Here is a 19821-nt window from a genome sequence, read left to right on the forward strand (position 1 = left end):
CGACCCTAGCGGTGGCCGCTCACTCCTCGGTGCCGCGCACCCGGTCCTCGTACTTCTTGCGCGCGGCGGCGTCGACATCGCCCAGGAACGCGCGTTGCGAACCCAGCGGGCGGCCGATCGCGTCGCCGAGCGCCTGCGGCAGCAGCCCGACGATCTGCGAGATCACCCCGGCCACCTTGGTGACCCGGACCTTCGAGCGGCGCGTGGCGATCATCTGCACGATGGCTGCCGCGACCTCCTCCGGCTCGGCCGCGCGCAGCATTTTCGGCGCGTGCACACCCGAACCGAGATCGGTGTTGGTCAGCGTCGGCAGCACCGAGGAGATCGCCACCCCGCTGCCGCGATACTCCTCGCGCAACGTGTCGGTGAAGCCGAGCACCGCGTGCTTGCTGGCGTTGTAGGTGGCCAGTCCCGGAACGTGCGTCTCACCGGCCAGCGAGGCGATATTGATCAGGTGCCCGCGGTGTCGCGGCAGCATGCGTGCCAGGGCCAGTTTGGAACCCAGGATGACCCCGTACAGGTTGATGTCCAGGATCCGGCGGGTCAGCGCGTCCGGTTCGTCGATCACCCGGCCGGTGGGCATGATTCCGGCATTGTTGATCAGCACGTCGATCGGGCCGACCTGCCGTTCCACCTCGTCCAGGAAAGCATCGAAGGACCGCTGATCGGTGACGTCCAGCGGGCCGTAGTGCTCGAAATCCGCCGCGGTGCCGGACTCCTTGACCGCCGTCTCGTCGATATCACCGATGGCGATCTTCGCGCCCAGCCGTTGCAACGCCTTCGCGGTGGACAGGCCGATCCCGCGCGCCCCGCCGGTGATCACCACGACCTTTCCGCTGATGTTGCTCACCTTGGTCAATTGCCCTTACCTCCAACGGTATTGATCACATCGCGCACACCCAGCCGCCGGATGCCGCGGGCGCCCGCCGCGCGCATGGCGGACAGTGCGAAGACGAGTTTGCCTGTGCTGTAAGGGAACCAGAACGGTTCCTTCTGCTGGGTCGGCAGGATCGGCGCTGTAATCGCTTGTTTGCGACAGTATTTGCGCAGACCTTCGGCGCCACCCCAGCGCGCGCCGACGCCGGACTGCTGCCAGCCGCCCATCGGCAGGGCGAAGTTGAACAGGTTGGCGAAGACGTCGTTGATATTGACCGCGCCCGCATTCAATTGCCGCGCAATGCGTTCCCCGCGCGCCTTGTCGCCGGTCCACACCGATGCGGACAGGCCGTAGATCGAATCATTCGCCAGCGCAACGGCTTCGGCCTCGTCGGCGACCTTCATCACCGGCAGGGTCGGGCCGAAGGTCTCCTCGGTCATGCACGCCATGTCGTGATCGACGTCGACCAGTACGGTCGGTTCGAAGAAGGTGCCGACGCCGGTGGCCTTGCCGCCGGTCAATACCTTGGCGCCCTTGGCAATCGCGTCCTGCACGTGCCGGGCCACGATGTCCTTCTGTGTGTGGTTCGCCATCGCGCCGAGTTCGTGCTCCGGTTCGCGGCCGTCCGCGCCCTGCCGCAGTTCGCGCACGTGGGCGGTGAGTTTGTCGACGAATTCGTCGTAGACCGGCGCCTCGACGTAGACGCGCTCCACCGAGATGCACACCTGACCGGAGTTGAACAGCCCGCCGAACGCGACTCCGTATGCGGCACGGTCGATATCGGCGTCGGCGAGCACGATCGCCGGATCCTTGCCGCCCAGTTCCAGGCTGTAGGGCACGAGTCGTTCGGCGCAGGCCGCGGCGATCCGCTTACCCGTCGCGGTGGAACCGGTGAACTGTACGTAGTCGACCGAATCCACCACGGCCGCACCGGTTTCCCCGCCGCCGGTGACGACCGTGAACACCGGCGGCGCACCGATCTCGGCCCAGCCGCGCGCCAGCTCGACCGCCGACAGCGGCGTCACCTCCGACGGTTTGAGCAGCACCGCCGCACCCGCCGCCAGCGCCGGAATCACATCCAGTGCGGGCATGGCCAGCGGGAAATTCCACGGCGTGATGATCCCGACCACCGGATACGGCCGATACGCCGTGGTCAGCCGCTTGATCCGACCCAGCGGGCTGTGCGGCGAGGGGTGCTCGTCGGCCAGGAACTTCCCCGCCCGCCGCGCGTAGTAGCCGAGCAGATCCACCGCGAAACTGGGATCGATCAGCGCGTCCACCCGAGGCTTACTCGTCTCGGACTGCACCACATCCGCCAGCCGATCGGTATTGTCGATCAGCCAATCCTGCAATTTGAGCAGCCACTTCTTCCGCCCCTCGGCCCCCATCGCCTCCCACTCCGGCTGATACAACCGCAACTCCCGCACCGCCGCCGCAACCTCCTGCCCCGACTGCGCCGCCACCACCCCCACAACCTCCCCGGTAGCCGGATTCCGCACCGAGATCCCCCCACCCGACCCGCCTGCCGCCGAACCCTTCTCGACCACCAGACCCACCTCCTCCGTCACACCGCCCGATCCACCGTCGCCCCCCTCGCCAACAAGCCCGTCCCCCGAATCACCCACCCTGTCCGAAACATCGCTCCCCATGCCATCCGCCTCTCCCACATCCGCCGTCACCGCGCCATCCGCCCCGCCGACCTCAGCGGCCTCGGCGGTGCGTTCGTTGTCGACCACGGCGGTCACACCGTCTGCGCTGTCGCGCGAAACATCGCTCCCCGCATCCGAATCCGCCGCGGTTGTCGTCCGCTCGGCGCTGGAGTCATCGTTCGGAGCATTCGTCACCGCGGTGTTCTCGCCGCTCACATCCCCGTCCGGGGTTACCACGGTGGCGGGTTCGGATAGCGTCGCGTCCTGGATGGCGTCACCGGCGCTCGAATCCGTTGTGCCGGAGCCGGAAACATCGATAGCCGTCGACTTCTCGGTTGTCGTACTGCCGTCTGCGATGGCTTCGGCGGCCGTTGTGTTCGCCTCGTTCTCCGAGTGCTCGGCAACTTCCGTCCGGGCGGCTGTAGCGGGCTCGCTGTCGAGCGCGATGTTCCGGGTGTCTGCGGAAATGTCAGCGGCCGTGGAGCTTTCGGTTGCGACCGTCGAATTCGTGCCGGTGTCAGCAGTGCTTTCGGATGGCGTATTCGTCTCTGCCGCTTCGTTTTCGGGCGGCTTCCGGGCCGCTTTCTTGGCTGGTGCGCGTTTCGGTGTCGTGGTTTTGGCGGGGGTGGATTTTGCTGCGGCCGATTTCTTGGCCGCTGTGGTTCTGGTGGTTTTCCGCGCCGGGGTGGTGCCGGTGGACTTGCGGGCCGCGGGCTTGCGCGGTTCGGGTTCGGACACGAGCTGGTCTCCCATTGGGCTACTTCGGGGCAAAATGTGAATCAGTTCACTGGCCTATGATCGTGGCACAATCGGGTGCGGAGTTCTTGGCAGTTACGGTCAACTATTCCCGGCGTTTTTGTGCTTCGGGGACAAAATCGGAGGGTGTGCTGTGACGGATGCCCGGACCGCCGTGGTGGTGCGGCAGTGGATCGCCGATTTCGTCGCCGAGACCCTGCGCACCGAAACCCTCGATCAGGTCGTGCGGCGGTTGGACGCCGCGATCGTCGGGCGGCTCCCCGAACTCGCCGATCGGGACATGCGCCGCGACCTGGCCGCCAGCACCCGCGCGCACGCCCTGGTGATGCTCGGCGGCCTGACCCAGGACCGCCTGGACTATCCGGTACCGCCCGAGGCGCACGCTTTCGCCCGCACGGTCGCCCGCCGCGGCCACGATCTGCGACTGCTGCTGCGGGTGTACCACCTCGGCCAGGAAGCCGTCCTGGATTACCTCACCGAAACCCTCGAAAAGCGCCATCCCCCACCGGATATCGAACGTGCGGTGCTGCTGCGCCTGTTCGAGCGGTCCAGCCTCTGGGTGAGCAGTTCGGTCGAAGCCCTCACCGGAACCTATATGCAGGAACGCGAACGCGGCCTGCGCGCGGCCCTGAACCAACGCGCCGAAATCGTCCGCGCCCTCCTCGCCGGAGCCACCCCGGACCCCGACACCACCTCCGCCCGCCTCGGCTACCGCCTCGCCACCCGCCACCTCGCCTGCGTCCTGTGGACCGACGAACCCCCACCGCCCACCGCTGTACCCGACATCCATCCGTCCGGTGGTCCCGCTGTATCCGCAAGCACCGCAGCCGATTTCACGCCATATTCGGACGAAGTCGATCCCATGCGGCGCTACGAGGACATCGGCCCCTATCGCCACCCACGTGACACCGATTTCCTGCCGCGCCGCGGCGATCCGGGCATCGATCCGGCACGAGCCCCCGATGACATAGGTCTCCAACGACATTCGAGTGGCAGCGATGTCCCGCACCTCAACGGCGGCTCCGACCCCACACCGCATCGAGGCCGCGCGACAAGCTATCGCACCGAAATCGACACGGCCACAACGGACCCCGACGCGGAGGCATTCGGAACCCTCGAACGCGTGGTCGCACGATTGGCGGCAGCGCTCGGCGGCGGCGTGCTCACCATCCCGTCCGGCGCGAGTGCGCTGTGGGCGTGGGTCGGCGTCGAATCCGACGTGGACCTGGACCGGCTGCCCTTCGAGGTCGAAGCACCGGTGCGGATCGCGCTCGGCGGTCCGGCCGCGCACATCGCCGGATTCCGGGAGAGCCATCGCGAGGCGGTCGCCGCACGTCAGGTCGCCGAACGCGCGGTAGTCGACCTCGGCCGGACACTGCGTTACGCACAGGTCGAGGTGGCCTACCTGGTCGGCGTCGACGAGGCCGCGATGCGCGCGCTGATCGACCGGGAACTGGGAGCGCTGGCACTACCGGGCGCGAACCCCGCCCGCCTGCGCGAAACGCTGCACACCTACCTGCGCTGCCGCCGGAGCCCCGACGCGACGGCGAAAGAACTGGGCGTACACCGTAATACGATCCGCTACCGCCTACAGCGGATCACCGAACTGCTCGGCCGCCCGATCGAGGAGCGCGGCGTACACCTGGAAATCGCCCTGGAGTGCGCGGCGATCTACGGAGTCCGCCGCGAGTGAACGATGCCGCTCGACGACCGCCCGTGCCGGCTCGCGGTGCACCGGGCACGCGTCAACCGCCCGCGACACTGCGGGTATTCGCGCCCGATCGGGCGACGGGTCAGTCGGTGGCGGCGAGGCGGCGTAGCGGCGGTTCGGTCGACGGCGGCACCCGGCGATCGGGCAGTTCGGCCAGCAGCGTGGTGGTCGCCGCCGCGACGGCCGCGACTGCCTTGTCGAATGCCGGTTTCGTCGTCGAGGACAGCCCCGTCAGCCCACCGACCTTCCGCACGTACTGCTGTGCCGCCGCGAAGATCTCCTGATCGGTCGCGGCAGGCTCCAGCCCACGTAAGACGGTGATATTCCTACACATGGCGGTGAGCGTAATCCCCGCTGAGCTCCCATGGCAGCGCAACGAGCGTCGAATCTGAAAACTCTGCGTTGCGGAATTCCGCAGACCGCTGTAGCCCCTCGAACGGCCCGTCGGCACCCTCGTTCGCACCCCCTCCAACACGGTGTCTCCGGAATAGCGGGCCGGGTCGAGTTCGATGGGACACAATCGGGATATGGCTGCCCGCGACCTGCCGACCCTGACCACATTTCCCTACGAGGAACTCGATCGGCGCGAGGACGATCACTGGTCCGGCGCGCAGATCTCCGACGACGAACTGCGGGCCCTGTCGCTCGGCGCGTTCTATTCGGCGCGCTGGGACGCGTTCCACGACGCGTTGCTGCTCGGTCCCGAGCGCGAGCATCCGCTCGGCGACCGGCGTGAACTGGCCATCGACACGTTGACCGGCGCGTGGGGCATCACCGACGGGGCCGAGGCGATGGCCTCGATGGAACAACTCCTGGAAGGGATGCACTCGCCGCTGTACGCGATGGTGCATCCGCTGGTCATGGCCGGGATCAACTCGCCCGAACGCGATCGTTTCGGCGAGCGCGCCGACCGCCACCGCGCCTTCCTGCGGCAGGTCGGGGCGTTCCGGGGGATGGACAACCCGGATGCGCTGGTGCGCGACTACGACATCTGGTCCCAGGCCATCAAGCTGGATCTGGTCGATCACCTGGTGCAGCCGCTGCCCGCCGACATCCAGGCCTGGGATCTCGCGCGGGTCGTCGCGGTGGCCCGGATGGCCTTCACCGCCGGATACCTCGACGCCGACGTGGCCTGGGAATACGTCATGCGCGCCCTGACCCCCGCGCAACGCCGCTATCGCAACTGGCGACAGTTCGGCGACGCCTACCTCACCGGCTGGACCTACTGGCAGGCCTGCGAGGACCTGGCCGAACTCAAATCCGGCGGCGTCGACCGCCGCCTGGAACTCATCCGCCTCTGGCAGCGCCAGACCTCACCGTGGCGTCGCATCGCACTACAGCCCGAATGAGACGACGGATTTACTCGACCTCCGAGTAAATCCGTCGAAATCCCATCCACCGACGCGAAGCGCGCAGCATCAATCCGGCAGCGAACGCAGAATGCCGCGCCCGTACCGCTGGAACTGCGAATCGTCGACCATACCGAGCGAATGCCGCTCGACCAGCAGCTCCCACTCCGAATACAGCTGCGCCACACCGGGATCGGGCGGGGCGACCGCACCGTCCGCGGCATCGCGCTGAATGGCGAAGTTGAGCGCGCCGACGACACGATCGGTATCGGCCCGATCCGCACCGGTGAAGTACATGGTCTGGTTGCCGTCGTACACCGACATGCCGAACTCCGTGGCGGCCGCGCCGTCCTCGGCGGGGTGCTCGTCCACCTGACGCGCCGACAGCAGTGCCGAGACCGGCGCCTCGTAGGCGTACTGCTCACCCGACCCGACCGACAGGAACAGCAGCCGATCGGTGGTGACCACGAGCAGTCCACGCCCGCGTCCGGTGGGCGGCGCGGCGGTGGCCAGCGCGGTCTCCAGGGCGAATTCCTCGGCCCCGACCAGCTGGTGCAACGCGCCGATCGCGGATTTGGCCTCGCGCCGCGGCGCCATCCGGCGGACCGCGCGGTCCACATCCGCGCGCGTCGGCCCGGACCGGCCCCATTCCGGGGCGGGCGGTGTGAGATCGGGCACCGACATGTCGATGCGCTGGGTCCGCAGGATCTGACTGTTGATCCGCTCCACGATCACGGTCGCGGTCGGCATGTCGTGTTCGGCGATCAGCACCGGCAGCGGCGTGCGGTCGGCGGGTACGCCGGTCAGGACCGGGCTGGGATATCGGAGATAGATCTCGATGACGACCGCGTCGTCGACCCGCCGGTTGAGCCGGACCTTGAGCAGGTCGGAGACCGGAACGTCGAGTACGCGCTCGCCTTCGGCGCCAGGTCGCAGGACCTGGAGCCGCCCGGCGCCGTGGCGCAGTATCGCTGTGGGTGTCCGTAGCTCGACTATGTCCATACCCCCTGCGCTCTGTCTGACTTGCGGTGGTCGCGGGCTTCCATGACGTACACCACGGGGTTGTGTTGTCGCTCACAATAGGTGGTGCATGCCATGATTGTGACTGCTTGGGCAGACGCCGCGGGGTGTCTGCCCGAGTACGGGCCGGGGAACCAGCTGCGTTCTCCGACCGTTTACCTGATGAACTGCATTAGCTGCCGAACTGCGCGATGTATCGGTTAGACCGTACGCGGTAACGTGGCGTGTCCGCATCCGTTCGCTCCGACCGGGGCGGGTTGATGGTGCGGCTGCACCGCGACGCACGCAGGCACATACCGGAATCACCGGAAAGGACTGGCCCGCCGGCCGACGCTCTATGAACCGCAAGACAGTGTTTCGCAACCTGGCCATAGTCGCGGGCATCCTGCTCGTGATCTATCTGGTCAGCTATTTCAGCAACGACACGCGCGGCTGGAAGAACGTCGACACATCGGTGGCGCTCACTCAGCTCGCCGACAAGTCCAACGTCCATCAGGTCCAGATCGACGACAAAGAACAGCAGCTGCGCATCACCCTGAACAAGGGCAACGACGCGACCGGGAACCAGACCCAGATCCTGGCGAAGTACCCGGGCGGCAGCGAGGTGTCCGCGCAGATCCTCAAGGATGTGCAGGCTTCGGGCGCGCCGTACGACACGACGGTCAAACAGGACAGCTGGCTCACCCAGATCCTGTTGTTCGTGCTGCCGATGGTGGCGCTGCTGATCGTGTTCGTCTTCGTGATGGCCCGCATGCAGGGCGGTGGTCGCGGCGGCATGATGGGCTTCGGTAAGTCCAAGGCCAAACAGCTGTCCAAAGACATGCCCAAGACCACGTTCGCGGATGTGGCCGGCGCCGACGAGGCGGTCGAGGAGCTCTACGAGATCAAGGACTTCCTCCAGAATCCGGCCCGCTACCAGGCTCTGGGCGCGAAGATCCCCAAGGGCGTGCTGCTGTACGGACCACCCGGTACGGGTAAGACGCTGCTGGCGCGCGCGGTCGCGGGCGAGGCGGGCGTGCCGTTCTTCACGATCTCCGGTTCGGATTTCGTCGAGATGTTCGTCGGCGTCGGCGCGTCGCGCGTGCGTGACCTGTTCGATCAGGCCAAGCAGAACAGCCCCTGCATCATCTTCGTGGACGAGATCGACGCGGTCGGCCGTCAGCGTGGCGCGGGCCTGGGCGGCGGTCACGACGAGCGTGAGCAGACGCTGAACCAGCTGCTGGTGGAGATGGACGGTTTCGGTGATCGCACCGGCGTCATCATCATCGCGGCCACCAACCGGCCCGACATTCTCGATCCGGCGCTGCTGCGTCCCGGGCGTTTCGACCGGCAGATCCCGGTCAGCAATCCGGACCTGGCCGGGCGTCGCGCGATCCTGCGGGTGCATTCGCAGGGCAAGCCGATCGCGCCCGACGCCGATCTGGACGGGCTGGCCAAGCGCACGGTCGGCATGTCCGGCGCGGATCTGGCCAACGTGATCAACGAGGCCGCGCTGTTGACCGCCCGCGAGCACGGCAATGTGATCAACGGCGCCCAGCTCGAGGAGTCGGTGGATCGCGTCATCGGCGGGCCGCGGCGCAAGAGCCGCATCATCAGCGAGCACGAGAAGAAGATCACCGCGTACCACGAGGGCGGGCACACGCTGGCCGCGTGGGCGATGCCGGATATCGAGCCGGTCTACAAGGTCACCATTCTCGCGCGCGGCCGCACCGGCGGTCACGCGATGACGGTGCCCGAGGACGACAAGGGCCTGATGACCCGCTCGGAGATGATCGCCCGCCTGGTGATGGCGATGGGCGGCCGCGCGGCCGAGGAGTTGGTGTTCCACGAGCCGACCACGGGCGCGTCCTCGGATATCGACCAGGCGACCAAGATCGCCCGCGCGATGGTGACCGAATACGGCATGAGCGCGCGACTGGGCGCGGTGCGGTACGGGCAGGAGCAGGGCGACCCGTTCCTGGGCCGGTCCATGGGCACGAATTCGGACTACTCGCACGAGGTGGCCCGGGAGATCGACGAGGAGGTGCGCAACCTCATCGAGGCCGCGCACACCGAGGCGTGGGCGATCCTCAACGAGTACCGCGACGAGCTGGATTCGCTGGCCACCGCGCTGCTGGAGCGGGAGACGCTGCACCGCAAGGATCTCGAACAGGTGCTGGAGACGGTCGTGAAGCGGCCGCGGATCACCGCGTTCAACGATTTCGGCGAGCGGGTCCCCTCGGACCGTCCGCCGGTGAAGACCCCGCGCGAGCTGGCCGCCGAGCGCGGTGAGCCGTGGCCGGACGAGCAGACGCTGGAAGTCGCTGCGCCGCAACCGGTTCCGGCCAACGGCTATCCGCAGGAGGCGGCGTACCGCAACCCGCAGCCGGGTTATCCCGCGCCGCAGCCGGGCTACCAGAATCCGCAGCCCGGATATCAGGGTCCGCCGCCCGGATACCCGAACCAGGGTGGTACGCAGGGTTCGCGGCCCGATTACGGCGCTCCGGCGGGTTGGTCGGCTCCGGGCTGGCCGCCGCAGCCGGAGGCCCCGCAGCAGCCGGGTCCGGGCGCCGAGCAGAACGGTGGCTGGGCGGCCGCGGGCGGTCAGCGTTATCAGCGGCCGCAGCATCCGAACGACGCGCAGGATACCGGTTACACGGTGCCGCGCGAGGGTGAGAACGGCGAGTGGGACGGACCGAACGGCCGGAACTGATCGGTATGTGATTAGGCTCGACGGTCGGGGTACCGGAAGTTTGCCCGGTATCCAAGGAGTTTGTGGAGGTGTCCTGTGTCGGCCGATAACAATGGGTTCTCCGGCGTCAGTACCGAACCGGTCGCACTCGACACCGGACGTGGTTTCGATCAGGCCCGTGCCGAGGCCGCGGTACGGGAGTTGTTGCTCGCGGTCGGGGAGGATCCCGACCGTCCGGGCCTGCTCGATACCCCGGCCCGGGTCGCGCGGGCGTACCGGGAGATGTTCGCGGGCCTGTACACCGAGCCGGATTCGGTGCTGAACACGACGTTCGACGAGGGGCATCAGGAATTGGTGCTGGTGCGCGACATCCCGATGTATTCGACCTGTGAACACCATCTGGTCTCCTTCCACGGCGTCGCGCACGTCGGGTACATCCCGGGCCCGCACGGCCGGGTCACCGGCCTGTCGAAACTGGCGCGCGTGGTGGACCTGTACGCCAAGCGGCCGCAGGTGCAGGAGCGGCTGACCAGTCAGATCGCCGACGCGGTGATGCGCAAGCTGGATCCGCGCGGCGCGATCGTGGTCGTCGAGGCCGAACATCTGTGCATGGCGATGCGCGGCATCCGCAAGCCGGGCGCCAGCACGACCACATCGGCGGTGCGTGGGCTGTTGCAGAGCAGCGCCAGCTCGCGTGCCGAGGCGCTGGATCTGATACTCCGGAAGTGAGCGCTTTGGCCACGGATCGCGAACCCGCCCGGGGTGTGACTGGAGACCGGGACACCGCGCGTGCCGAGTCCGGCGCCGGGCTCGCGGTTGTGCCGCGCGGTGGGCGATCGTGCGTGGTGATGGGCGTGGTCAACGTCACGAGTGATTCGTTCTCCGACGGTGGACGTTATCTCGATACGAGTCTTGCTGTGGCACATGGCCTTTCGCTGTACGCGATGGGCGCGGACGTGATCGATGTGGGCGGTGAGTCCACCCGGCCCGGCGCGGTGCGGGTCGACCCGGCGACCGAGGCCGCGCGGGTGACGCCGGTGATCCGGGAGCTGACCGCGGCGGGGGTGCCCACGAGTGTGGACACCATGCGCGCGCAGGTCGCCGAGGCCGCGATCGAGGCGGGGGTGTGGATCGTCAACGACGTGTCGGGCGGTCGCGCGGATCCGGATATGGCGAAGGTGGTCGCCGCGGCGGGGGTGCCGTGGATTCTGATGCACTGGCGGGCGGGCGCGGACTATCGGCACACCGGTCCGGCCGATCACTACGACGATGTGGTCGCCGAGGTGTGGGACGAGTTGCGCACCCAGGTGGATCTGGCGGTTGCCGCCGGGGTGGACACCGAGCGGCTGATCCTGGATCCCGGGCTGGGTTTCGCGAAGAACGCCGCGCACAACTGGGCGCTGCTGGCCGCCCTGCCACGCTACGCCGCCACCGGACTGCCGATGCTGATCGGCGCGTCCCGCAAACGTTTCCTGGGCGCACTGCTGGCCGAGGGCCGGGACCCGCGTCCCCCCGACGGCCGCGAGGTCGCGACCGCCACCATTTCCGCGCTGGCGGCCGAACACGGCGCCTGGGGTGTGCGCGTCCATGATGTGCGCGCCTCCCTCGATGCCATCACCGTGACCGACGCCTGGTCCCGCGCCGCCGCACGTTCCGGTACCACGGAGGGAGCCACCATCCGATGACGCGAGAACACCGCATCGAACTAGTAGGTTTGCGGGCGTTCGGGTTTCACGGCTGTTTCGATTTCGAGCGGCGGGAGGGACAGGAGTTCCTGGTGGATATCACGTTGTGGCTGGATTTCACCGAAGCCGCTGCGACGGACGATCTTTCGCATACCGTGCACTACGGTGAGCTGGCCGAGCGGGCGCTGGCGATCGTGCAGGGGCCGCCGCGCAATCTGATCGAAACGGTGGTCTGCGAGATCGCCGACGATGTGATGACCGATCCCCGGGTGACCGCGACGGAGGTGGTGGTGCACAAGCCCTCGGCTCCGATTCCGCACACCTTCGCCGACGTCCGGGTGGTCGCCAGGCGCACCCGCGCCGAGGTCGCCGCCGGGACGGACGCGCGATGAGCCGCGCGGTGTTGTCGATCGGCTCGAATCTGGGCGACCGGCTGGCCCATCTGCGTAGCGTCGTGGATGCCTTCGCGCCCTGGCTGATCGGGGTGTCGTCGGTGTACTCGACCGCGCCCTGGGGTGGGGTGCCGCAGGAGAACTACCTGAATGCCGTACTGCTGGTGGAGGATGCGGCCGCGGGCGCGCGGGACTGGTTGCTGCGCGGCCAGGAGCTCGAGCGGGCGGCCGAGCGGGTGCGTGAGATCCGTTGGGGTGCAAGGACTCTCGACGTCGACGTGATCTGGTGCGCGGAACACCGCCCCGAGGGCCTGCGGGTGTGCCGGAGCCTGGACCCGACCCTGACCCTGCCGCATCCGCAGGCCAACAACCGCGCCTTCGTCCTGGTGCCCTGGGCAGAGGTCGAACCCGACGCGGTCCTCGAGGTCCAGGGCCACCCGAGCCCGATACGCGAGCTGCTCGCCGCACTGGACCAGGCCGAGCGCGACGGCGTGCGCCTCACCGAACTGACCCTGCCGCGAGCCGCCTCGTGAATGCGCCGACCGTGAGCTGCGATGCTCAGCCGAATCGCGTTCGCGCACTGGACGATGTCGCGCATCGAGCCGCGCCGGGCATTCGGTATTCGAGCGGAGGGGGCTCATGAGCCGGATCGGTTGCGCGGTAGCGTCTGTGCGCAATGCCCGCCTGCGGGGGAGCGAGGCTGCGAAGTGCGTGACGCGGATGGGGAGTGCCGTGGCATGAATGTCATGAAGCCGACCAGGCTGCTGGATCTGACCGCGAACGTGTTCATCGCGGCGGTGGTCGCCTGGATCGCGACGCGGTGGGCGTATTCGAGTTTTCCGCCGATCACGGTGATCGCGGGGGCGTCGTTGTATCCGGTCGCGGCGCTGGATGCGGTGCTGGCCTTCGTGATTCGCACGCGGGTCGGGGATCGGCGGATCGGTGACGGGCCCAAGCAGTTGCATCCGATCACCGCGGCGCGGGCGGTCGCGTTGGCGAAGGCGTCGGCGCAGGTGGGTTCGCTGGCCGCGGGGGTGTGGCTGGGATTCCTGATCTGGGTGTTGCCGCAGCACGGGGAGTTGCGGGCGGCGGGTTCGGATACGCCGGGCGCGATCGTGGGATTGATCGCCGGGGTGCTGCTGGTCGCGGCGGCGCTGTGGCTGGAGTATTGCTGCCGCGCGCCCAGCGAACCGCCCGACGAACCGGCTACTTAATAGCAAACTTTCCGCCCGGAATTACCCCCTGAGCTGCGAGCCGGAACCCCGAACGCGAGCTACCCTGTCGGGCATGGTGTCACCCGCCCGAAGCAGTACTTCCCGCCGCCGACGGGTTGACGCGGGGAAATTGTTCATCGGCGGTCTCGTGCTGCTCGGCCTGATCGCGAGCGCCTTCCTGGTCTTCAGCAGCAGTGTGCAGTTGATCCGCGTCGGCTTGGTGGTAGCGCTGTGGGCCGCGGTCATCGGCGCGCTGGCCGCGGCCCGGTACCGCCGTGCGGCCGAGACCGACCAGGCCAAGGTGCACGACCTGCAAGCGGTGTACAAACTCCAGCTCGAACGCGAGGTGGCCGCCCGGCGCGAGTACGAACTCGGCGTCGAGGCCCGGGTGCGGCAGGAGGTCGCCGCCGACGCCGGTGAGATGGCCGCGCTGCGCGCCGAACTCACCGTGCTGCGGGAGAGCTTGCAGCGCCTGTTCGAGGGCGACCTGCGCACCGAGCGTCCCGCCCTGCGCGCCGATGCGATCCGCCTGCCGGAACTGCCCGGCGCGTTCACCGCGACCGAATTCCGAGCGAACGATAACCCGGAGGAAACCGATACCTGGGACGCCTGGAGCTCCCCGGTCGTCGCCCGCTACCCGATCACCCCGGTCTTCGAAGCCGACCACCCCGAACCCCCCGCCTTCGCCAGCCCCTACGACGACCCGGTCACCGCCGAAACCTCCATCGTCACCGCCGAGGACCTGGCCGCGATCATGCAGGACGCGCCCGCGCCCACCGAGGATGCGCCCGCACCGGATCCGGCGGCGTCGAGCTGGACCGTGGCCGCACAGGACTCGATCACCGAGGATCCGGCCGCGACCGACGGATACCCCCGCCCGGTCCCCGACAAGCCCGCGACCAAGCCCACCCGCCCCGCGACCTCGATAGGTTCCGCCGCCCGCCGCCGACGCCGCGCCGATTCCGCCGACGGCGCCGACCGAAAACTCTCCGTCGCCGAAATCATGGCCAACCTCCAATCCGAACGCGGCGCGAGCTGATCCCCGGCTGGCCCGCTGCTCCGATTCGTGTCTCCTGACCAGGTGTCCTTGTCCGTCGAATCGAGTTCAGCGATCCGAGAACAGGACTCGAAGTCCGGGCATATCAGTACTCACCCGCTGGCAGCTACCGGCAGCGAGTCTGCCTGCTCCACCGACCGCGCGGGCCCGCTGCTACTCATCAGGGCACGACCGAACTGTGGTTGTGCCGCGTGATCATCTCCGGTCCGATCGGGACAGCGGACCCTGATCTGAGTGCGGCGAACTCCGATCGTTCGTGATCCCTGTGGTTGCTGTCGGCCATGAGCCCAGGCAGGCGAAGCGGGCGGCTGAGCTGGGGCTTGTGGGGTGGGCTGATTCGGGGTGGGGGTGGAGTGCGGCGAATGTCACCGGGTGGGGATCTGGTCGGGTGGGGTGTGGGGTTCTATTCTCGGGACGTAACGTCCGGTACCCGCCTCGCGGGACTGGAACGACTTTCGAGAGGACAATGGTGACCTCGGACATGCCTGTCTCAGGGGCCGAGCTCGCGCCTGCACGGTTGACGGTGGGAATCGTCTCGGCGGGACGCGTGGGTTCGGCGGTGGGTGCGGCACTCGAACGCGCCGGGCACATCGTTTTCGGGGTGTCCGCGATTTCGGATGCCTCGATCCAGCGTGCCCGCACCCGGTTGCCGGATTCGCGGATCCTGCCCGCCGAGGAGGTGGCCGCCCGCAGTGAGCTGTTGATCCTGGCGGTGCCGGACAGCGAGCTGGCCGGTCTGGTGGCCGGGCTCGCGGCGGCGGAGGCGGTGCGGCCGGGCACGATCGTCGCGCACACTTCCGGTGCGAACGGGATCGGCGTGCTCGGGCCGCTGACCGAACGGGGTGCGCTGCCGCTGGCGATCCACCCCGCGATGACGTTCGCCGGCCACGACGAGGACCTCACCCGCCTGGCCAACGCCTGTTTCGGCATCACCGCCGCCGACGAGATCGGCTACGCGATCGCCCAGTCCCTGGTGATCGAGATGGGCGGGGAACCGGTGCGGGTGGCCGAGGAACATCGCACGCTCTATCACGCGGCCCTCGCGCACGGCAGCAACCACCTGCTCACCCTCATGGTGGACGCGGTCGCGGCCCTGCGCGCCGCCCTGGCCGGTCCGGGCCTGCTCGGTCAGGAACTGGTCGGCGACGAGCCGAACGGGCTTGCCGAGCGCATGCTCGCCCCCCTGGCCTCGGCCGCGCTGGACAATGCGCTGCGGCGTGGTCAGGCGGCGCTCACGGGCCCGGTGGCGCGCGGTGACACCGCGGCGGTGGCCGCGCACCTGCGAGCCCTCGCGGAAACCGACTCGCGGCTGGCCGAGGGCTACCGCGCACTGTCGCTGCGGACAGCCGAACGGGTGCGCGCGAACAGTGATCTGATCCATTTGCTGGAAGATAACGCGTCGAGTGTGCCGCATCACGCGAGCACCGAGGGAGCCGATCCGGCGGAAGAGAGGCACAGCTGATGTTCGATCCGAAACTGCGCGGTGCGTACACACCGGGCGAGCTGACCGTCCTGCACGACCCGGCCACGACGACCGCGGTATCCACCGCGCTGCGTGCGGTGGGCCGCAAGGTCGCGCTGGTGCCGACCATGGGCGCGTTGCACGAGGGCCATCTGGAACTGGTCCGGCAGGCCCGGCGCACCAATCAGGTCGTGATCGTCTCGATCTTCGTCAATCCGCTGCAATTCGGCGCGAACGAGGATCTGGACAAATATCCCCGCACCCTCGACGCCGATGTGGAACTGCTGCGCGGCGAGGGCGTGGAACTGGTCTTCGCGCCCAGCGCCGCCGAGATGTACCCGGACGGCCCGCGCACCTCGGTGCATCCGGGCCCGCTCGGCTCCGAACTCGAAGGCGCTTCCCGCCCAACGCATTTCGCGGGCGTGCTGACCGTGGTGAGCAAACTGTTGCAGATCACCCGCCCGCGCGAGGCGTTCTTCGGTGAGAAGGACTATCAGCAGCTCACCCTGATCCGGCAGCTGGTGCGGGATCTGAATTTCGACGTGAAGATCGTCCCGGTGGCCACGGTCCGCGAACCGGACGGGCTGGCGCTGTCCTCGCGCAATCGGTATCTGGATCCGGTACAGCGCGATCTGGCGGTCACGTTGTCCGCGGCGCTGGCCGCCGGACGGCACGCCGCGGGCCTGGGCGCGGACGGGGTGCTCGAGGCCGCGCGCGCGGTGCTCGACAGCGTCTCCGGCGTCGAGGTCGACTATCTGGCACTGCGCACCTCGGATCTGCGCCCGATCCCGGAACCCGGTGCGGCACAGGCGAGTACGGCCTGGAACGGGAACGCCCGCCTACTCGTCGCCGCCCGCCTCGGCGCGACCCGCCTGATCGACAACACGCCGCTCACGATCGGCGTCCCGATCGACGGCCACCCGACCACCCCCGACCACGCTCCGGCGACCGCATAGGAAGACCACCACGATGTTGCGCACCATGATGAAGTCGAAGATCCACCGCGCCACGGTGACCCAGGCCGACCTGAACTATGTCGGCTCGGTGACCGTGGACCCCGACCTGATGGAGGCCGCGGATCTGCTCGAGGGCGAGCAGGTCTGCATCGTCGACATCACCAACGGGGCCCGCCTGGAAACCTATGTGATCACCGGCGAACGCGGTTCCGGCGTCATCGGAATCAACGGCGCCGCAGCGCATCTCGTCCACCCGGGCGATCTGGTCATCCTCATCGCCTACGGCATGATGGACGAGGCCGAACTGCGTGAGTACGCCCCCCGCGTGGTCTTCGTCGACGAACACAACCGTCCCGTGGAACTGGGCACCGACCCCGCCCACGCCCCCGAAGGTTCGGGCCTGACCTCCCCGCGCTCGCTGAGCAGCGTTTAGTCCGCTCCGCCCGGCCCGTGCGGTTGGATCCGAAATCACTTCGGGCCGAAGCGCATTCGGCGGATGTGGACCGCCGCGGCCGGTCTTCGTCGGGAGCCGGTCGATGTGACGGTGAATTGCCCTGGGGCCCAGGGTGAGTCACGCCCACGAACAATCGTATGACGTAAGAGAAGGGTCGGGGCACCGCATGTTGCTGACGATCGATGTGCGCAACACCAGTATCGAGATCGGGTTGTTCTCCGGCAGCGGTGAACACGCGAGCCTGGTGCGGACGTGGCGTACGCACACCAATCCGCTGTTGACCGCGGACGAATTCGCGATGCAGGTGCGCGGCCTGGTCGGGGATCAGATCGAGCAGGTCGTGGGTGTTTCGGCGCTCTCGACGGTGCCGCCGGTGCTGCGCGAATTGCGCGAGATGATGAGCCGGTACTGGGAACATCTGCCGCACGTGTTGGTGGAACCCGGTGTGCGCACGGGAATTCCGCTGCTGGTCGACAATCCCAAGGAGGTCGGCGCGGACCGCATCGTGAATTGTCTTGCGGCATATCAACGTTTCAATTCTCCCGCGATCGTGGTCGATTTCGGGAGTGCGGTGTGTGTGGATCTGGTGTCGGCCAAGGGGGAGTTCCTCGGCGGCAGTATCGCGCCCGGTGTGGAGATCTCCACCGAGGCGTTGGTGGCGCGCACGGCCCTGCGCCGGGCCGAACTCGCGCGCCCGCGCTCGGTGGTCGGCAAGAACAGTATGGAATGCATGCAGTCCGGCGCGATCTTCGGTTTCGCGGGCCTGGTCGACGGCCTGATCGACCGGATCCGCGACGAAGTCGACGCCTTCGCCGGAGATGACGTCGCGATCGTCGCGACCGGGCCGAGCGCGCCGCTGATCGTGCCGGAATCGGAGACCATCGAACATCACGAACCGCATCTCACGCACCAGGGCCTGCGCCTGGTCTACGAGCGCAACCAGCAGCGTACGGGCGGTTCGGCGCGTCCCCGGCCGTACCGGTAGGCGGGCCGCTGTGCCGTCGCACCGGTCACCCGGCGTTCGTTGTGGTGGCCACTCGATGTCTGTTGCGTGGACCACACGCCGGTGTGCGCCCGCGCGATCCGCTGTTACTATTGCGCTCGTGTCCCACCGCGTGAGCATCCAGGAGTGTTGTCGAGGCTGATTCGCCTCGGCTGATGTCGGGGCTTCGTATCCGCCCCCGACCGCCACTTCTCCTGGAGCCTCCCTCATGCGTTCCGCAGGTATCACCCGTCCCGCACGCGTCGTCCCCTCGCATTTCTCGGCCGGTGGTTCGCGGTTGTCCACCGATGTCACCGATCGGGCCGTGGCCTCGGCGCTGCCCACCCGGTTGCGTCCGGCCGATCTGCTGCGCCTGACCGATGAGGGCGCCGAGGACGTGCTGGCGGGCCGATACGATCACCTGTTCCCGGCGGGCGGCGTCTGGCCCACCGAAAACCGCTGGGCCACAAGGCTGCTCGCCGACGACGAGGTCGACGTCTGGTTGATCAGCTGGGTCCCGGACCGTTACACCGAACTGCACGATCATGCCGGATCGCTCGGCGCGCTCACCGTGCTCAGCGGCGCGTTGTCCGAATTCCGTTGGAACGGAAGGGAATTGCGCGAGCGCACGCTGAGCGCGGGCGATCAGGCGTCGTTCCCGCTGGGCTGGGTGCACGACGTCGTGCGCGCGCCCGAGCCCGTCGTCGGCGCGAAAGACGAACTCGGACCGATGGATCCGACGTTGTCCGTGCACGCGTACTCCCCACCGCTCACCGCCATGTCCTACTACGAGGTCACCGGTCACGGCACGCTGCGCCGCACCCGGACCGTACTCACCGACGAACCCGAGCCCGAGCCGAAGCCCGACACCGGAACAGCCACCGGTGATCTGCTGTCGTCGAATCCGGGCCCGGCCACACATACCCCGAAGGCGATGTGAAATGACCCATCTGACGATCGACGACATGCTGGACGAGGCCCGCGCCCAGTTGACGCGGATCTACGCGTTCGAATTGCCGCAGGCCGTCGAACGCGGCGCACTGCTGGTCGATATCCGGCCGCAGGCGCAGCGCGGCCGGGAAGGCACCCTGCCGGGCGCGCTGGTGATCGAACGCAACGTGCTGGAATGGCGACTGGATCCGACCAGTGCGGCCCGCTTGGCGCTGGCCGCCGACCACGACGTGGAATGGATCATCGTGTGCTCGGAGGGCTATACCTCGAGCCTGGCCGCGGCCTCGCTGCAACGTCTCGGATTGCGCCGGGCCACCGATCTGGTGGGCGGATATCAGGCGCTGAAGGCGGCCGGACTGTTGTCGGTGGCGGCGGGAGCGACGCACTTCAGCCGTGAGGTCGGTGCACTCGTCTCGCTGTAATTCTCCCGTTCCCCGGACGAACGGCGGACCGGCGCAATAGATTTCGGCCGGATGCCCGGAATATCACCTTTCCGGCACGGTCGTTCGTGTGCGTTCACAGGCGGCGCGTCGAACGATTTACCAGGCACGCTAGGGTATGTGCTGTGAGCACCCCGAACACCCCGTCATCCGGTCGCGCCGCGGGCTCGAAAGCCGCGTCGCAAACCCGTCCTG

20 protein-coding genes are annotated in these 19821 nt (G+C 68.2%); 16 read left to right on the forward strand and 4 right to left on the reverse strand.

The window, feature by feature from the left end; genetic code table 11:
- Positions 1-19: 19 nt before the first annotated feature.
- Positions 20-859 carry an SDR family oxidoreductase gene (locus NRB20_RS05170; RefSeq protein ID WP_153408059.1) on the reverse strand — a complete coding sequence of 280 codons (840 nt, stop codon included), beginning with the start codon at positions 857-859 and terminating at the stop codon, positions 20-22.
- On the reverse strand, positions 856-2445 hold the full coding sequence (locus NRB20_RS05175) for an aldehyde dehydrogenase family protein (protein ID WP_406603781.1): 1590 nt from the start codon (positions 2443-2445) through the stop codon (positions 856-858). Before NRB20_RS05175 ends, NRB20_RS05170 begins: the two co-directional genes overlap by 4 nt.
- 157 nt (positions 2446-2602) lie before the next feature.
- On the opposite strand from NRB20_RS05175, the gene NRB20_RS05180 reads away from it, so the two are divergent.
- Together NRB20_RS05180 and NRB20_RS37900 are read left to right on the forward strand one after the other, a co-directional pair.
- Complete coding sequence (locus tag NRB20_RS05180) at positions 2603-3304, forward strand: hypothetical protein (RefSeq protein WP_153408060.1); 702 nt, start codon at positions 2603-2605, stop codon at positions 3302-3304.
- 111 nt (positions 3305-3415) lie between these two features.
- Complete coding sequence (locus NRB20_RS37900) at positions 3416-4975, forward strand: helix-turn-helix domain-containing protein (protein WP_319944493.1); 1560 nt, start codon at positions 3416-3418, stop codon at positions 4973-4975.
- A 100-nt stretch (positions 4976-5075) separates the two neighbouring features.
- Here NRB20_RS37900 and NRB20_RS05190 read toward each other — a convergent pair whose 3' ends face one another.
- Positions 5076-5327 (reverse strand): DUF2277 domain-containing protein, encoded by a 252-nt coding sequence (locus NRB20_RS05190; protein ID WP_153408061.1) that lies wholly within the window; start codon positions 5325-5327, stop codon positions 5076-5078.
- Positions 5328-5520: 193 nt separating this feature from the next.
- Here NRB20_RS05190 and NRB20_RS05195 point away from each other — a divergent pair, with 193 nt between their 5' ends.
- Positions 5521-6342, forward strand: a complete 822-nt coding sequence (locus NRB20_RS05195; protein ID WP_153408062.1) for a DUF1266 domain-containing protein — start codon at positions 5521-5523, stop codon at positions 6340-6342.
- A 69-nt stretch (positions 6343-6411) separates the two neighbouring features.
- Here the strand turns inward: NRB20_RS05195 and NRB20_RS05200 are convergent, their stop codons facing one another.
- A complete protein-coding gene (locus NRB20_RS05200) occupies positions 6412-7344 on the reverse strand; it encodes a hypothetical protein (RefSeq protein ID WP_153408063.1) in 933 nt (310 codons plus the stop codon).
- Positions 7345-7699: 355 nt separating this feature from the next.
- Between NRB20_RS05200 and ftsH the strand changes: the two genes are divergently transcribed.
- The 13 genes from ftsH to NRB20_RS05265 all read left to right on the forward strand — a co-directional run bounded on the left by ftsH (position 7700) and on the right by NRB20_RS05265 (position 19608).
- A complete protein-coding gene (ftsH, locus tag NRB20_RS05205) occupies positions 7700-10054 on the forward strand; it encodes an ATP-dependent zinc metalloprotease FtsH (RefSeq protein ID WP_153408064.1) in 2355 nt (784 codons plus the stop codon).
- A gap of 75 nt (positions 10055-10129) precedes the next feature.
- Entirely contained in the window at positions 10130-10762 is a 633-nt protein-coding gene (gene folE, locus NRB20_RS05210) for a GTP cyclohydrolase I FolE (protein WP_319944494.1), read from the forward strand.
- Between the two features lie 119 nt (positions 10763-10881).
- Entirely contained in the window at positions 10882-11718 is an 837-nt protein-coding gene (gene folP / locus NRB20_RS05215; RefSeq protein ID WP_153408673.1) for a dihydropteroate synthase, read from the forward strand.
- Positions 11715-12110, forward strand: a complete 396-nt coding sequence (folB, locus tag NRB20_RS05220) for a dihydroneopterin aldolase (protein WP_153408066.1) — start codon at positions 11715-11717, stop codon at positions 12108-12110. Before folP ends, folB begins: the two co-directional genes overlap by 4 nt.
- On the forward strand, positions 12107-12643 hold the full coding sequence (gene folK, locus NRB20_RS05225; RefSeq protein ID WP_153408067.1) for a 2-amino-4-hydroxy-6-hydroxymethyldihydropteridine diphosphokinase: 537 nt from the start codon (positions 12107-12109) through the stop codon (positions 12641-12643). The genes folB and folK overlap by 4 nt, the downstream gene beginning before the upstream one ends.
- A 213-nt stretch (positions 12644-12856) precedes the next feature.
- On the forward strand, positions 12857-13324 hold the full coding sequence (locus NRB20_RS05230; protein WP_153408675.1) for a DUF3180 domain-containing protein: 468 nt from the start codon (positions 12857-12859) through the stop codon (positions 13322-13324).
- A 73-nt stretch (positions 13325-13397) separates the two neighbouring features.
- Positions 13398-14363 carry a DUF6779 domain-containing protein gene (locus NRB20_RS05235; RefSeq protein ID WP_153408068.1) on the forward strand — a complete coding sequence of 322 codons (966 nt, stop codon included), beginning with the start codon at positions 13398-13400 and terminating at the stop codon, positions 14361-14363.
- A 499-nt stretch (positions 14364-14862) separates the two neighbouring features.
- Positions 14863-15843 (forward strand): Rossmann-like and DUF2520 domain-containing protein, encoded by a 981-nt coding sequence (locus NRB20_RS05240; RefSeq protein ID WP_153408069.1) that lies wholly within the window; start codon positions 14863-14865, stop codon positions 15841-15843.
- Positions 15843-16799, forward strand: a complete 957-nt coding sequence (panC, locus tag NRB20_RS05245; protein ID WP_153408070.1) for a pantoate--beta-alanine ligase — start codon at positions 15843-15845, stop codon at positions 16797-16799. Before NRB20_RS05240 ends, panC begins: the two co-directional genes overlap by 1 nt.
- Positions 16800-16812: 13 nt before the next feature.
- A complete protein-coding gene (gene panD / locus NRB20_RS05250) occupies positions 16813-17232 on the forward strand; it encodes an aspartate 1-decarboxylase (protein WP_153408071.1) in 420 nt (139 codons plus the stop codon).
- Between the two features lie 187 nt (positions 17233-17419).
- Positions 17420-18238 (forward strand): type III pantothenate kinase, encoded by an 819-nt coding sequence (locus NRB20_RS05255; protein WP_153408072.1) that lies wholly within the window; start codon positions 17420-17422, stop codon positions 18236-18238.
- A gap of 226 nt (positions 18239-18464) precedes the next feature.
- On the forward strand, positions 18465-19175 hold the full coding sequence (locus NRB20_RS05260) for a cupin domain-containing protein (RefSeq protein WP_153408073.1): 711 nt from the start codon (positions 18465-18467) through the stop codon (positions 19173-19175).
- 10 nt (positions 19176-19185) lie between these two features.
- Positions 19186-19608 (forward strand): rhodanese-like domain-containing protein, encoded by a 423-nt coding sequence (locus NRB20_RS05265; protein ID WP_153408677.1) that lies wholly within the window; start codon positions 19186-19188, stop codon positions 19606-19608.
- The last annotated feature ends 213 nt before the right edge of the window (positions 19609-19821 follow it).

Source organism: Nocardia macrotermitis, from assembly GCF_009604405.1.
GTDB classification, from domain to species: domain Bacteria; phylum Actinomycetota; class Actinomycetes; order Mycobacteriales; family Mycobacteriaceae; genus Nocardia; species Nocardia macrotermitis.